A 16,004-nucleotide genomic window follows, 5' to 3' on the forward strand; every position below is an offset into this window, starting at 1 on the left:
CTATGCTCGCCTCCTTACAGACTTGCTTTTTTTGTATGATAGTCTGTTGCTTGCTCAAACGCATGTGCAACGCGGTAAATTGTCGCTTCATCGAAGTGTTTACCAATGATTTGTAGACCAAGTGGCATGTTGTTAGCACCGAATCCACATGGAACTGAAATCGCTGGAACACCCGCTAAGTTTACTGGGATTGTTAAAATGTCATTTGCATACATTGTCATTGGATCGTCAACTTTTTCTCCAACTTTAAATGCCGGAGTTGGTGTTGTTGGTCCAATAATAACATCATAGTTAGCAAATACATTTTCAAAGTCATTTTTAATTAATGTACGTACTTGTTGTGCTTTTTTGTAATATGCATCATAGTAACCAGAGCTAAGGGCAAATGTACCAAGCATAATACGACGTTTAACTTCATCACCGAAACCTTCACTACGTGTGTTTTTGTAAAGATCTAATAAGTTATTTACATTATCAGAACGAACACCGTAACGCACGCCATCAAAGCGTGAAAGGTTCGCAGATGCTTCAGAAGAAGATAGTAAGTAATACGTTGCTAGAGCGTATTTAGAGTGTGGAAGCGATACTTCCTCCCAAGTTGCGCCCATACCTTCTAATACTTTTAAAGCAGCTAGTACTGACTCACGAGCTTCTTCGCCAACACCTTCGCCTAAGTATTCTTTCGGTACAGCAATGCGTAAACCTTTAACATCGCCTGTTAAACCAGCTAAATAGTTTCCAACTTCAACGTTTGCAGAAGTTGCATCCATGCGGTCAATACCTGAAATAGCTTGTAATAAGTATGCATTGTCTTCTACTGTACGTGTAATCGGTCCGATTTGGTCAAGTGAAGATGCGAATGCTACTAATCCGTAACGAGATACGCGTCCATAAGTTGGTTTTAAACCTACAACACCGCAATATGCAGCTGGCTGACGGATAGAACCACCCGTATCAGAACCTAGAGAGAATAGTACTTCTCCTGCTGCTACAGCTGCTGCAGAACCACCACTAGATCCGCCCGGAACGTAATCTAAGTTCCATGGGTTTTTCGTAGCGTAGAATCCTGAGTTTTCATTTGAAGAACCCATTGCGAACTCGTCCATATTTAATTTACCGATTGTAATTGTGTCAGCAGCTTTTAGCTTTTGCACAACTGTCGCATCATAAATTGGATCGAAGTTTGCTAACATTTTGCTCGCACAAGTTGTACGAAGACCGTTAGTTACAATGTTATCTTTTACACCAATTGGCATACCGAATAATAAACCATTATCTTCAGCGCCGATTTTTGCATCTAATTCTTTCGCTTTTGCGCGTGCATTTTCTTCATCTAATGTAAGAAAAGCTTTTACGTTATCTTCAACATCCGCAATACGTTTGTAAGATTCTTCTACTAAATCCGTAACGGAAATTTCTTTGTTGTTTAACTTCTTATGTAACTCTGATACTGAATGATCAAATAATGACATCGAAATTCCCCTCCTCTATTCTAATACTGCTGGAACACGGATTTGATTATCTTTGTGATCCGGTGCATTTTTTAATACTTCTTCGACTGGTAAACCTTTTTCTGGTACATCTTCACGCATAACATTTTTCATAGTTAATACATGAGTTGTTGGTTTTACATCTGTTGTATCTAATTCATTTAACTGTTCTGCAAATGTAACAATTGCATCTAGTTGTTTTTGAAATTTTTCTGCTTCTTGATCAGTAATTGCAAGACGTGCTAAATGTGCTACGTGCTTTACATTCTCAACGGAAATTCTTGACACGGCTAGGCCACCTCCATAATATATCGTTCAATCTACAATACTATTGATGATACCAAATTTTCAGTACTTCAAGCAAGTCAACACAGAGTACTTACGCCATTTTTACATAAAAAAAGAAAGGCAAATGCCTTTCTTTACAATTTACTCTTTATCTAACGGTTTATTTTTCGGAAATCTCTCGTTATCTTCTTCATTATCACGAATTGTTTTTTGTAATACAAAACAAGACATCGTTAAAAATAATGTTCCAATTAAATAGTATCCTTTTACACTAAGCGTTTCATCTAACGTATAAATCCCAATTAGCATACCTGAAAGCGCACAAACAAATGAAGTCCATGCTAAAAATGTGAACGCTTGCGTATTACGTCTTCTCATCGTTCTCCCCCTCGTTAGCTGTATACCCATTATAGATAAGTATATTTACCATGATGGATTTTTATGTAAATTCTAGTTTTATATTTATAAATCTATCATAAAAGAATACTATTTTAAAGAAAGTTTTCTGTCTAATCTGAAAAAACAATCTAAACAATTGGTTTTTCAGATTACCTTACTGTTCGCTATCTACTTTCATTCATAAAAAAAGACCAGGAAAACTCCTGGTCCATTACTCTACTTAACAAACATTGGATTCTACGTTATACAAAATTGGAAGGTACAGAATTAGGGTTTGTTTGTTAAGTTTATATGTTGAACGAACTAACAGCGGAGGGGTTCCTTCTGTTAGTCCATTAAACCCAATAATTATTTTACGATTTTTTCAAGCTCCTCAAGTGAAAGATCTACTGAAATGGAGCCATCATTTGTTTCTTTCTTAATTGCATCTGTTACTTCTTTTGAATGATATAGTTCAATTACTTTTTTCAGTGTTGGATCATCTTTATCTTTTGTACGAGCTGCGAAAATATTAATATATGGCTTCGCATTTTCATTCTTTGGATCTTCTAAGAAAATAGGATCCTTCGCTGGATCTAATCCAGCTTGACCAGCAACACCGTTATTAATAACTGAAGCTGCTACATCTTTTAATACACGAGGTGTTTGCTGTGCGATAACCGGCGTGATTTTTAATTTCTTCGGATTTTCAGCAATGCCGCTTGGATCTCCAAATAAGCCAAAATCTTTTTTAAGCTTTAATAATCCAGCTGCATCAAGAAGTTTTAATGCACGTGCTTGGTTCGTTGGATCGTTTGGAATTGCAATTTCTGAACCATCTGGGATTTCATTTGCTTTCTTATATTTTTCAGAGTATAAACCCATTGGTGCAATTTGCGTTGTACCAACAGCTGTAATATCTAACTTATGCTCTTTTTTAAATTGCTCTAAGAAAGCAATATGCTGGAATGAGTTTAATTCAATATCTCCATCAGCTAACGCTTTATTTGGCGTTGTGTAATCAGAGAACTCAATCAGTTTAACTTTAATCCCTTCTTTTTCAGCTTTTTTCTTCAAAATTTCCCAAGCGTCTCCATCCGTTCCAGTTACACCGACGCGAACTACTTTTTCTTTCGCTCCTGCACCCGTGTCTCCACTTGAGCAGCCGCTTAATGCTGAGATTCCTACAATCGCTGATAATGCAAATGCTAAAATTTTCTTCATTTTCTTTTCCTCTCTTCCTTTTTATGATCTGCGTAACAAGACTTTCGCAAAGTAGTTTCCTAAATTTTGAGCTATCTGTACGAGAATAATAAGTAAAACAACCGTTACGAACATAACCGATGTATCAAAACGTTGATAACCATATGTCATTGCCAAGTCACCAAGACCGCCACCACCGACAAGCCCAGCAACTGCAGAAAATTCAATTAAACCAACTGTCATAAACGTGACACCTAAGATTAATGGTGCTAACGCTTCTGGTACAAGGATTTCAAAAACGATTCTAATTGGCGAGGCGCCCATTGCTTGTGCTGCTTCAATTACTCCTTTCGGAACGGAAACAAGATTTGTTTCAACCATTCTAGCAATACCAATTGATGCGACTAACGTCATCGGGAAAATTGCCGCTGCTGTTCCAATCGTCGTTCCAATAACGCTTCTTGTTAGTGGGCTTAAAGCTACTAAAAAGATAATGAATGGTACCGGACGAATTGTATTAATTATGATGTTAAGAATAGAAAAGACCCATTTATTTTCTAAAAAGTTTCCTTTTCTCGTTACATATAAAAGTAAACCTAGAGGTATACCCAGAATTGTAGCGAATATAAGTGTTACAATTACCATTAAGAGGGTATCTCCCGTCGCATCTAGTATGCGCGGCCAAAATATACTCCAATCAACTCGCATGAGCTTCTACCTCCTTCAGCTGCACTTGCAGTCTTAGATGTTGTAATGCTTTTTGAATTTCCCTCTGCTCACCTTGCAATTCTATAAGAAGATTTCCAAATAGCACATTTTGAAGTTCAATAATATTTCCGTACAGTACATTTACATCAACGTTATAGTTTTTTGCGATATATGATAGTACCGGCTGTCCTGTCTCCTCACCAGTAAATGTTAGACGATAAATTTGACCACCATTTTGAATTTTCGCTAGAACACTTTCTGGTAAATGATCATTAATAACAGAACGTACAAAGTTTTGAGTCGTCTTTGTTTTTGGTTGCGTGAAAACATCAAACAGTTTTCCTTCTTCAATAACTTTTCCCTTCTCCATTACAGCTACACGGTGACAAATTTCTTTCACAACATGCATTTCATGTGTAATAAGAAGAATTGTTAAATTGTATTCTCGATTTACCTTCTTTAATAAGTTTAGAATTTCTGTCGTTGTTTCTGGATCTAAGGCTGATGTTGCCTCGTCACATATAAGAATATCTGGCGATGTCGCAAGTGCTCTAGCAATACCAACACGCTGCTTTTGTCCACCTGATAGCTGTTCTGGATAATAGTTTGCTTTATCTTCTAGCCCTACAAACCTTAGCAGTTCATTTACTCTTTCTTTTATCTCATTCTTTGGTACTTTCGCTAACTTTAATGGATAAGCAATATTTCCAAATACTGTTCTTGAATTAAATAAATTAAAACTTTGAAAAATCATTCCAATTCTTTGTCTTAGTTTACGTAATTCTTTCGTCGATAATGATGTAATATCTTTATCATCTATTGAAATCGTTCCTGCCGTCGGTCTCTCTAACATATTTACTAGGCGTAATAACGTACTCTTTCCAGCGCCACTAAAACCAATAATGCCAAAAATTTCGCCTTTCTCAACTGATAATGTTACATCCTCCACCGCATGAACAGATTGCCCAGCTGATTCATACACTTTACTTACATTGTTAAAAGAAATCATTTTTCCCCCTCCTATATGCTGTAAAAACTTGAAGTAGAGCTTTCGAGGTAAAATAAAAAGTGCTCTCCTTCTTATCAACCATAAAGATTAAGAAGGAGAGCACTTATATGTACTCGTTCACATCTTCTCATCTTCCAAGCCTTTATATGGCTTGCTGGAGTTAGCACGGTATTAAAAAACCCGTTGCTGAGGTATCGTAGGGCCAGTCCCTCCACCTCTCTGGATAAGAATGTATCGATTTAATTGTCGTTTAATTAATTCTCATTATAGAACTCAGAATAATAAGAGTCAATACATTTTTTAGAAAAATATTAATTATTCCTTTATCGAAATTTTCAGATGAACATTCATAAGAAAATAGTAACTTTCAAGGTTATTTAAAATTCTTCTTCCTCATATTTTTAAACAGGAGAATCCTCTCTACGAATTGAATAAATTTATTTGAATATGAAACTCGGAGGAAGATAAATATATGAAAACAGCTCTTTTACTCGTCGATATTCAAAACGATTATTTTCCAAATGGAAAGATGGAATTGCGTAATCCAGTAGAAGCAAGCGAATATGCTAATCAGTTATTACAACACTTTAGAACAAACAGCGAACCTATTTTTCATATCCAACACGTAGCTATAAAAGATGACACTACTTTTTTCCTACCTAATACAGAAGGTGTACATATTCACGAAAGCGTACGTCCACTTAGAGAAGAAACAGTTATACTCAAACATTATCCAAATAGCTTCCGAGAAACTAATCTTCTAGAGCAATTAAAACGTTTAAATATTGAACATGTCGTTGTATGCGGGATGATGACTCATATGTGTATTGATGCAACAGTAAGGGCTGCATTCGATTTTGGCTTTCAATGTACCGTTATACATGATGCTTGTGCTACAAAAGACCTTTCTTTTAAGAACGCTACTATACCAGCTGTTTATATTCACAATACAATTTTAGCTAGTTTAAATGGCGTATATGCAAATGTAATAAGCACGCAAGAATTTTTAGCTACATAAAAAAACACTCCTTTCAGTGAGCAAAACTGAAAGGAGTGTTCCTTGTCGAACCATAGATTTTCTTTCAAATTGTATTATACAGGAAATTCTCAAAATGAATACTAAAAAATATGACTAATAAGTCAACTTTTCTCATCATTTTATTTCTGTTCACATGTTTATCCCGCTATTAATAGGTTTTAGCTCATTCCCTTCGAACGATGGTAATATACGGGATTTCAATTTTAAAAGGAGCTCTTCACATTCTGTGAAGAGCTCCTTTACTATTTCTTATAAAGTTTCAGAAGTAGTTTTTGCTTGCATGTGAAGTGCTAAGTAGTCAGGGCCACCAGCTTTAGAGTCTGTACCAGACATGTTAAAGCCACCGAATGGTTGGTAACCTACGATTGCACCAGTACATCCACGGTTGAAGTATAAGTTACCCACATGGAATTCTTCACGTGCTTTTTCAATATGGTCACGGTTATTAGTAACAACAGCACCTGTTAAACCGTATTCTGTATTGTTTGCAATTGCAAGTGCATGATCAAAGTCTTTCGCTTTACAGAATGCTACTACTGGTCCGAAGATTTCTTCTTTCATTAAGCGAGCATCTTCTGCAACGTCAGCAACGATTGTTGGTTGGATGAACCAGCCTTTAGAATCGTCTCCTTCGCCACCTGCTAAGATTCTACCTTCTTCTTTACCAATTGCAACATAGCTCATTACTTTATCGAATGCAGCTTGGTCATTAACAGGGCCCATGTTTGTACCTAATACAGCTGGGTTAGCAACTGTTAATTCTTTCGTTAATTCAACAGCACGATTTAATACGTGATCGTATACGTCTTCATGGATTACTGCACGAGAACATGCAGAACATTTTTGTCCTGAGAACCCGAATGCTGATGCAACGATAGACTTAGCTGCTAATTCAAGATCTGCTTCTTTATCAACAACGATTGTATCTTTACCGCCCATTTCAGCAATAACGCGTTTTAACCAAATTTGGCCTGGGTTTACTTTCGCTGCACGCTCATAGATACGGATACCTACATCACGAGATCCAGTGAAGCTTACGAAACGTGTACGAGGGTGATCTACTAAGTAGTCACCAACTTCAGAACCATTACCTGGAACGAAGTTTACTACACCAGCTGGTAAGCCAGCTTCTTCTAATACTTCCATAAATTTCGCTGCTACTACAGGAGTTGTACTAGCTGGTTTTAGTAATACTGTGTTACCAGAAACTAAAGCAGCTGTTGTCATACCTGCCATAATTGCGAATGGGAAGTTCCAAGGAGAAATGATAACACCTACTCCTAATGGAATGTAAGAGAAACGATTATATTCAATTGGACGGCTTTCTACTGGAATACCGTCTTTTAATTTTAACATTTGACGACCATAATATTCCATAAAGTCGATTGCTTCTGCTGTATCAGCATCTGCCTCATTCCATGGCTTACCTGCTTCTTTTACAAGAATAGCAGAGAATTCATGTTTTCTGCGACGAACGATTGCTGCAGCACGGAATAAAATGTCTGCACGCATTTCTGGCTTTGATTTTCTCCAAGTTTGGAATGTTTCATCCGCTACTTGCATTGCTTTTTCAGCTAACTCACGGCTTGCTTTTGAAACACGACCAACAAGTTCCTCTTTATTTGCAGGGTTTACAGAAACAATTTTGTCTTCTGTAGTGATTTTTTCTCCCCCAATAATTAATGGATAGTCTTGTCCAAGATAAGATTCTACTTTCTTTAAACCTTCTTCAAACGCTAATTTGTTAGCCTCCACTGAAAAATCTGTAAATGGCTCATGTTTGTATGCTACTACCATTTTTTTAGCCTCCCCTTAGAAAAACGTTTACATTTTACAACATTATTCTACACGATAATTTAGATTTATTCAAATATTCCTAGACTTATATTTTAAAAATTAATAAATTTTTAAAATATAATAAAAAAAAGAGATTCATACATGCGTATGAATCTACAAAATATGAGTATATTCCAAAACATTTTTCCCGATCAATAATATAGTAACTAATAAAAATAAAGTCCTTACATATCCAACGCCTTTTTGAATCGCAAACTTCGATCCAAAATAAGCACCTAAGATCATTGATAATCCCATGATAATACCGTATTCAAAATGAATTATGTCTAAAAATAAAAAAGTAATTAAAGATACAATATTACTAACAAAGTTCAAAAGTTTTCCAGATGCTGCCGCTTGAATAAAATCCAAACCAATTAATAAAAATGCAAAAATTAAAAATGACCCTGTCCCCGGTCCAAAAAACCCATCATAAAATCCTATCATTAAAATAACAAAGAAAAATATTAATGTTTTTCTTTGCGTCATCTTCTTATAGGTAGACACACTTCCCCAATTCTTTTTTGCAATAATATAAATAGCAATAAATACCAACATTACAAGTACTAATGGGCGTAAAATATCCGATGGAATAAATTTTACTACTAAAGCACCTGCAACAGCTCCAACAATAGTTAACGGGATTAACTTTCCTACAATTTTAAAATCAACTTTTCCTGATCGAATGAAATACATCGCACTCGTAAACGTCCCCATCGTTGCTGCTAATTTATTCGTTGCAATTGCCGAAGCTGGCGATAAGCCAACAAACATAAGTGCAGGAAGCGAAATTAACCCTCCTCCTCCAACAACGGAATCAATAAAAGCTGCTAAAAAACCGAATGCAATTAATAAAATAATGACTTGAAAACTTAATTCTTCCATGAGCTTTACCCCTTACCCCTATTTTTTACAACATTTTAAATTATAACAAAATTACATAAGAAAAAAAGCTGTTCCATAGAGGAACAGCCTTCATATTTAATCTAAAATCTTCACAAGTGGTTCATCTTGTTTTGCTTCACGTATAATAATAGCTTCTGGGCGTTCTACAGATTTAATCGTTACTTGTACTTTCATATAATTCGGGAAGTATTCCATAACAAGCCCTGCCACATATTGTGTAAAACCAACTATTTCAGCTTTTCCATTAAATTGGACAGGAATATCAAGCTTCATTTCTCTTAATTCATCATCTCTATACATACCAGTACCAATAACAGCTGTATAGTCGCCTTGGAAATAATCGCTTAGTTTTGCCTTAAAGTTGGATACTCTTGCAAGATCTTCACGTTTATTATCTGTTTTCGCTTGCTCAGATGGGAACAAATAATATTTTTCATTAATTTGTTTCCAATCTTCAACCGTTTCACTACCTTTTTCAACATTGGCATAAGAAACAAAGTTACCTGGCACAAGTGAAGCCTTCGGAGCCTGACGATAAATTGCAAATGTTATCGGAAGGTTTTTTGTTGCAGGATCTTTTTGATGCATAAACTTCAAGACTTCTTGCGCCATTTTTTTCCCTTCAGCTAACATTTTTTCATTCGAGATTGTAGCTTCACGCGGGTAACCATGTTCTTCATTATAATAATGCACTGAATTCATTGCTAATCCAACTACAATGCCGCTACGCTCATCTTTGTCGCCGTTTTTCACATAATAATCATGCTCTAAAATATTGGAAATATATATTGGATTTTTTTTGTTTTTTTCTTCTAGTATTTCGGATCCTTCACCTAAAGCTGGATTTAATCCTATGTTTGGAAATTTAACTGCATCTTTTTTTAACGTGTCTTCTAGTTCTTTCTGTTCAGCATTTGTACGCTTTCTTTTGACAAGCATTTGTACATATTGAGCCTCTAGAGTATCTCCGCCTTTAAAGAAATAATCTTTCGTACTAAATGATTCCTTCGCAATACGCATTAATCCTGTTTCAAATTCATCTATATCAAGACGATTATTTACTCCTTGCACGACTAAACCACGTGCCTTTCCACCATCAAATGGAATAGTCGTCTTATAATATTCATCCGACATAGCGTATTTTGGAACAACTGATTGTTCTTTTGCTTTCCCCGATTTCTCAGCCACTTTTTCATCTTTTTCGGCACCTGTACTACACCCACTTATAAGTAGGCCAAGGCTTAATACCGCTAATGCTATTTTTTTCATGGTAAGTTTGCACCTCTTACTTATTTAGCTCTTGTAAGAACCTCTCTTCATTCCAAACCTCAACATTATGTTTCTCCGCTTGTGCTAATTTCGAACCAGCCGCTTCACCTGCAACAACCAAATCTGTACTCTTACTAACACTTCCTGTTACTTTTCCACCTAATGCCTCAATCTTCTTCTTCGCTTCACTTCGTCCCATAACTTCTAGCTTACCTGTTAAAACAACCGTTTTTCCTGCGAAGTAAGATTCAACATTTTGTAAATCTGCAATTTTTATACCTTTGTATGTCATATTCACGCCATACTCTTTAAACTGCTGTAATAACTCTAATACATCTTCATTATCAAAATATGTCACAACAGATTGAGCCATTTTTTCGCCAATTTCATTAATTGCTTTTAGTTCTTCTTCTGTTGCTTTTACAAGCTCATCCATCGTTTCAAAGTGCTCTGCAAATGTACGTGCTGCTTTCGCTCCAACGTGGCGAATTCCAAGACCAAATAATAATCGCTCTAACGAGTTTTCTTTAGAATTTTCAATTGCCTGTATTAAGTTTGTTGCTGATTTTTCACCAAAACGTTCTAACTGTAATAATTGCTCTTTCGTCAATGCATATAAATCAGCAAATGTACGAATATAATCTGCATCAAAGAGTTGTGTAATGACACGTTCTCCAAGTCCATCAATATTCATCGCATTTCTTGAAACGAAATGGATTAATCCCTCTCGAATTTGAGCCGGACAAGTCGGATTTATACATCGAAGTGCTACTTCTTCTTCTAAACGAACAAGTTCACTCTCACATGCTGGACAATGCGTTGGCATGCGGTATTCTTCTTCCTCACCAGTACGCTTATCAAAAATAACGTTCACAACTTCAGGAATAATATCTCCAGCCTTCTTCACAACAACGTAGTCACCAATTCGAATGTCTTTTTCACGAATTAAATCTTCGTTATGTAAAGAAGCACGGCGAACAATCGTACCAGCAACTCTCACTGGCTCTAGCTCTGCAGTCGGTGTTACAACCCCTGTTCGGCCAACACTTAATTCAATGCCTGTTAATCTCGTTACAACTTCTTCAGCTGGGAATTTATAAGCAATCGCCCATCTTGGACTCTTCGCTGTAGTTCCTAGACTTTCTTGAAGAGCAACATCATCTACTTTTATAACGATTCCATCAATCTCATAATCAAGATGCGGACGTTTTTCTTGCCATTCTTCTACATAAGCTATAACCTCTTCGATTGTTTCACATGTACGGCGATTTGGATTTGTCTTAAATCCGAGTTCACCTAAGAAATCAAGCGATTCACTGTGCGATGGAATTGTTTTTTCTTCTACATTCGCAAGACCGTACACAAACATAGATAAGTTACGCTTCGCTGCAATTTTCGGATCAAGTTGACGTATTGAACCTGCTGCTGCATTACGCGGATTCGCAAATACATCTTCCCCATTTTGCTCTTTTTCTTCATTTAGTTTAACGAATGAACGCTTCGGCATATAAGCTTCGCCTCGTGCCTCTAACGTTACTTCTTCATTTAAACGCAGTGGGATAGCTTTAATCGTTTTTAAATTTTGAGTAATATCTTCACCCGTTACACCATCACCACGTGTCGCCCCTTGAATGAAGCGTCCTTTTTCATAATGAAGCGAAACGGCAAGCCCGTCAATTTTTAATTCACATATATATCTTACATTCGCACCATCAATTCCTTGACGTACTCTTCTGTCGAAATCACGTAAATCCCCTTCGTTAAATGCATTTCCTAAACTTAACATTGGTGACTTATGTGTTACTTTTTCAAATATATCAAGAATAGTTCCCCCAACGCGAACGGAGGGAGAATCTTCACTCATAAACTCAGGGTTCTCTGCTTCTAATTTTATAAGCTCCTGCATATCACGGTCATATTCCGCATCAGAAACAGAAGGATTGTCTAATACGTGATATTGATAGTTAAATGTATTTAACAAATCACGCAGTTCTTCTATACGTTTTTTTGCTATCTCTTTTGACATATCCTCATTCCTTTCTATTGTTTCGTCACAGGTGCAAATTTTGCTAACAAACGTTTAACACCAATCGGGCTTGGGAACGCAATATCTAATTCTTTTGCATCACCTTCACCTTTTACACTTACAACTGTACCGATTCCCCATTTTTGGTGGGAAGCTTTATCGCCTACTGCCCAGCCAATTTGCTCACCGCCTGTCGTCTTAGCTGCAGGACGCGCGAAAGCTGAACGAGAGCGTGTTGTGGTTGTCGTTGTCATTTTACTACTACTTGCTGTTCTGCCTTTTGCACCAAACGAATTTTCACGCTTCGGCGCTGTTTCATTTAATGATTCCACTAGTTCTGCCGGGATTTCTGTAATGAAGCGAGACGCAGCGTTCATACTTGTTCTACCAAATAAAGTACGCATTTGCGCATTAGATAAATATAGCTCTTCTTCTGCACGAGTAATACCTACATAAGCAAGACGACGTTCTTCTTGCATTTCATCCTCTTCCATAAGAGAACGAGTATGAGGGAATATCCCTTCCTCTAAACCAACAATAAAGACAACCGGGAACTCTAATCCTTTTGCTGAGTGCATCGTCATTAAAATAACTTCTTCACCAGCAGTTGGGTCTTCATCTACACGATCAATATCAGCAACAAGTGCTAAATCTGTTAAGAATGCAACAAGGCTCTTATCTTCGCTTTGAGATTCAAATGTTTGCGTAACAGATAAGAACTCGTCTAAGTTTTCTAAACGACCTTCCGCTTCTAAAGAACGCTCATTTTTCAACATATCGCGATAGCCTGTTTTTTCAATAACTTCTTCTACTAATTCTGTAACAGATAAATACTCTTGCATATTTACCCAGTTGTGTAATAAACTTGCGAATTCTTTTACTGCCTTTGTAATTTTTGCACTTACTCCAACATGCTCAATCTCATCAAATACAGCAGTTAATGAAATTCCGTTTTGCACACCATAATTAATAATTTTATCAATAGAAGTCGCACCAATACCACGCTTTGGCATGTTAATAATACGTGCAAAACTAATTTCATCATCTGGATTACCGATTAAACGTAAGTATGCCAAAATATCTTTAATCTCTTTACGGTCGTAGAACTTCGTACCCCCGACAATTTTGTACGGAATGTTAGATTTAAGGAAAATCTCCTCGACCATACGAGACTGAGCATTCGTACGATATAGTACTGCAAAATCAGTATATTTTCGTTTCCCCATTTGAAGATCGTCACGAATTTTTTTCGCAACAAAATATGCTTCGTCCTTTTCAGTTGCAGCACGATAATACGAAATTTTGCTTCCAACTTGATTGTCCGTCCATAATTTCTTCGGTTTACGATTCGTATTTTTTTCAATAACAGCATTCGCTGCATTTAAAATATTTTGTGACGAACGATAGTTTTGTTCTAACAAAATTACTTGTGCATTCTCATAATCTTTTTCAAATGACAAAATGTTAGAAATATCTGCACCACGCCAGCGATAAATAGACTGGTCAGAGTCACCTACAACGCAAAGATTTTTAAAACGTGCTGCCAAATGTTTAACAAGAAGATATTGCGCTTTATTCGTATCTTGATACTCATCCACGTGAATATATTGGAACTTACGCTGATAAAACTCCAATACTTCTGGAACACGTTCAAATAGCTGAATCGTCGTCATAATTAAATCATCAAAGTCTAATGAATTATTTTTCAAAAGACGTTTTTGATACTCTGTGTATACATCGCTCGTTAATTTTTCATATGGATCAGCCATTGTAATTTTTTTTGCATATTTATCCGCAGATAACAGTTCATTTTTGGCATTACTAATACCCGCTAAAATAGAGCGCGGCTCAAATTTCTTCGGATCAATATTGCGCTCTTTCATAATTTTTTTGACTACAGTTAGCTGATCACCTGAATCTAAGATTGTAAAGTTACGATTAATACCAATACGATCGATATCGCGTCGTAAAATACGTACACACATAGAGTGGAACGTCGAAATCCAAATATCTTCTGCTTCTGGTCCCACAAGTGTATCAATACGCTCGCGCATTTCACGAGCTGCTTTATTTGTGAAGGTAATAGCTAGTACATTCCATGGTGCTACACCTTTTTCACCAAGCAAATACGCAATACGGTGTGTTAACACACGTGTTTTACCACTACCTGCACCTGCCATTAATAGAAGTGGTCCATTCGTTGTTTGTACCGCTTTTTGTTGCTGTGGATTTAAACCGTTTAATAACTTATCTGTCATACTCATATACGCCTGCACCTACTCTCCTTTTACTGCTTTAACTGTTTTTAACGCCGATTTTATATCATCATAAATAATATTTCCAACAACTACTGTATCAGCATACTGTGCCATTTCTTTCGCCTGTTCTGCATTAGAAATACCGCCGCCATAGTATAACTTAGCTTGTTTCAATTCTGCTTTTACATTTTTAACAAGTTCAACTTCTCCATACGTACCGCTATATTCTAAATAAAATATCGGTAAATGTAATAACTTGTCTGCTAAACGCGCATATGCAATAACGTCATCTTCTGTTAAATCACATTTTGCATCTGTAAGCTCGGCTACTTTCGCTTCTCGATTTAAAACACAATAACCTTCCATAAAAATTTCGTCCCAGTCCATAATATCCCCAAATTCTTTCAATGCCTCATGATGAACACCTGTTACCCATTCTACTTTTCGGCTATTTAACACACTTGGGATGTAATAAAAATCAAATCCTGGTGTAATTGCTTCTACATCAGAGACCTCTAATACACAAGGAACAGCATATCTACGAATGCTAACTAGCATGTGTAATACGTTATCAATTGTAACCCCATCACTTCCGCCTACAATAACCGCATCAGTTCCAGACTCACAAATCATTTCTAAATGTTCATCGCTTAACTCCTTATTTGGATCAAGCTTAAATACATGTTTCCATCCGGAAATATCGTACATGAAAACACCCTTCCTTTTCTCTAGTTATATCTATAGTTCTGTTTAAAATAACAGTTAGTTTTCATCTTGTTTTTTTTAAATAACTATTAAATATTTTTCAAAAAGAATGATTTAATTTCATCTTCTTTTTATGCATTCTTTCATTATAACAAAAAAAGCTACTGACACACACGCCCATTCCAACATCTTTTTCAACGTCAAATGTTGGATTACATATCCCGAAAATCACACGGGATACTAATAAGAGAAGTAGTATTTACTATTTCAATTTTCATAAAAAGGAGTGTTTTTCTAATGAAGCAAAACATCGGGACAATAAACGCTCTAATTCGAATTACACTTGGGCTTGTCCTCTTCGGGTGTAGTGCAACTAAACTTGTACGCAAGCCATGGTGCACTTGGTCTAACATTTTTCTATGGATTGGTGCAATGAAAGTTGCAGAGGGAATTGTTCGCTTCTGCCCTATTGTTGAAGCGTGGAAGTTTGGAAAATACATGAATATGGGTGCATTTAAAATGCCTAGCATGAATTTTACTGAAAAAGGACATGCTAAAGAAGAAGTAAATCAAACTTCCTCTCATGACAAGCCAAAGTCAAAAGGAAGTTATGACGCTTCTGACAAAGAGATTGAGTCAGCGATTGAAGAAATAATCCTGGCAAAACCGCTTTGAATCATTTGTCACAATGCAAGATGCTCTCAAAGGGACTTAGCTGCTGCAGTGGGCGGTTAAGTCTTCTTTATTTTACCATAAAAACAGAACGTACATTCCCTTTTTTAAGCTTAAAATGTACATAAAAGATATCAATCAATAAAATTCAGAAAATTAGGTGCATACCTCTTGCTTAAAATGATATAAAAGTGATATCATTTTTATATCAGGAGGC

The 16,004-nt window shown here is 36.3% G+C and carries 14 protein-coding genes and 1 riboswitch; of the genes, 2 read left to right on the forward strand and 12 right to left on the reverse strand.

What is annotated here, in order from left to right:
* Window positions 1-14: 14 nt before the first annotated feature.
* The 6 genes from gatA to C4S65_RS18310 form a co-directional block, all read right to left on the reverse strand.
* Entirely contained in the window at window positions 15-1,472 is a 1,458-nt protein-coding gene (gene gatA / locus C4S65_RS18285; protein WP_000051441.1) for an Asp-tRNA(Asn)/Glu-tRNA(Gln) amidotransferase subunit GatA, read from the reverse strand.
* A gap of 15 nt (window positions 1,473-1,487) precedes the next feature.
* On the reverse strand, window positions 1,488-1,778 hold the full coding sequence (gene gatC, locus C4S65_RS18290; protein ID WP_000086999.1) for an Asp-tRNA(Asn)/Glu-tRNA(Gln) amidotransferase subunit GatC: 291 nt from the start codon (window positions 1,776-1,778) through the stop codon (window positions 1,488-1,490).
* Between the two features lie 141 nt (window positions 1,779-1,919).
* Window positions 1,920-2,156 carry a YiaA/YiaB family inner membrane protein gene (locus C4S65_RS18295; RefSeq protein ID WP_001254393.1) on the reverse strand — a complete coding sequence of 79 codons (237 nt, stop codon included), beginning with the start codon at window positions 2,154-2,156 and terminating at the stop codon, window positions 1,920-1,922.
* Window positions 2,157-2,525: 369 nt separating this feature from the next.
* On the reverse strand, window positions 2,526-3,380 hold the full coding sequence (locus tag C4S65_RS18300; protein WP_000721588.1) for a MetQ/NlpA family ABC transporter substrate-binding protein: 855 nt from the start codon (window positions 3,378-3,380) through the stop codon (window positions 2,526-2,528).
* A gap of 21 nt (window positions 3,381-3,401) precedes the next feature.
* Window positions 3,402-4,067 (reverse strand): methionine ABC transporter permease, encoded by a 666-nt coding sequence (locus C4S65_RS18305; RefSeq protein ID WP_001261865.1) that lies wholly within the window; start codon window positions 4,065-4,067, stop codon window positions 3,402-3,404.
* Window positions 4,057-5,076, reverse strand: a complete 1,020-nt coding sequence (locus tag C4S65_RS18310; protein WP_000622971.1) for a methionine ABC transporter ATP-binding protein — start codon at window positions 5,074-5,076, stop codon at window positions 4,057-4,059. The genes C4S65_RS18305 and C4S65_RS18310 overlap by 11 nt, the downstream gene beginning before the upstream one ends.
* 124 nt (window positions 5,077-5,200) lie before the next feature.
* Window positions 5,201-5,306, reverse strand: a riboswitch (SAM riboswitch).
* Window positions 5,307-5,548: 242 nt separating this feature from the next.
* Here C4S65_RS18310 and C4S65_RS18320 point away from each other — a divergent pair.
* Window positions 5,549-6,094, forward strand: coding sequence for a cysteine hydrolase family protein (locus C4S65_RS18320; protein WP_000844909.1), 546 nt, complete (start codon window positions 5,549-5,551; stop codon window positions 6,092-6,094).
* Between the two features lie 270 nt (window positions 6,095-6,364).
* Here C4S65_RS18320 and pruA read toward each other — a convergent pair whose 3' ends face one another.
* From pruA to C4S65_RS18350, 6 genes are all read right to left on the reverse strand, one after another.
* Complete coding sequence (gene pruA / locus C4S65_RS18325) at window positions 6,365-7,912, reverse strand: L-glutamate gamma-semialdehyde dehydrogenase (protein WP_000259556.1); 1,548 nt, start codon at window positions 7,910-7,912, stop codon at window positions 6,365-6,367.
* Window positions 7,913-8,065: 153 nt separating this feature from the next.
* On the reverse strand, window positions 8,066-8,836 hold the full coding sequence (locus C4S65_RS18330) for a TSUP family transporter (protein WP_000391978.1): 771 nt from the start codon (window positions 8,834-8,836) through the stop codon (window positions 8,066-8,068).
* A 96-nt stretch (window positions 8,837-8,932) separates the two neighbouring features.
* Entirely contained in the window at window positions 8,933-10,126 is a 1,194-nt protein-coding gene (locus tag C4S65_RS18335) for a CamS family sex pheromone protein (RefSeq protein ID WP_000717021.1), read from the reverse strand.
* 16 nt (window positions 10,127-10,142) lie between these two features.
* The gene (gene ligA, locus C4S65_RS18340; RefSeq protein ID WP_000031419.1) at window positions 10,143-12,152 is read right to left on the reverse strand and encodes an NAD-dependent DNA ligase LigA; all 2,010 of its coding nucleotides are present in this window, start codon (window positions 12,150-12,152) and stop codon (window positions 10,143-10,145) included.
* Window positions 12,153-12,166: 14 nt separating this feature from the next.
* Window positions 12,167-14,416: a DNA helicase PcrA gene (gene pcrA / locus C4S65_RS18345; protein WP_042973201.1), complete on the reverse strand. Its 2,250-nt coding sequence runs from the start codon at window positions 14,414-14,416 to the stop codon at window positions 12,167-12,169.
* 12 nt (window positions 14,417-14,428) lie between these two features.
* Window positions 14,429-15,118: a heptaprenylglyceryl phosphate synthase gene (locus C4S65_RS18350; RefSeq protein ID WP_000272105.1), complete on the reverse strand. Its 690-nt coding sequence runs from the start codon at window positions 15,116-15,118 to the stop codon at window positions 14,429-14,431.
* Window positions 15,119-15,412: 294 nt separating this feature from the next.
* Between C4S65_RS18350 and C4S65_RS18355 the strand changes: the two genes are divergently transcribed.
* A complete protein-coding gene (locus tag C4S65_RS18355) occupies window positions 15,413-15,790 on the forward strand; it encodes a DUF2892 domain-containing protein (protein WP_000812342.1) in 378 nt (125 codons plus the stop codon).
* Window positions 15,791-16,004 lie beyond the last annotated feature (214 nt).

This window comes from Bacillus sp. ok061, assembly GCF_900108285.1.
GTDB classification, from domain to species: Bacteria; Bacillota; Bacilli; order Bacillales; family Bacillaceae_G; genus Bacillus_A; species Bacillus_A thuringiensis_S.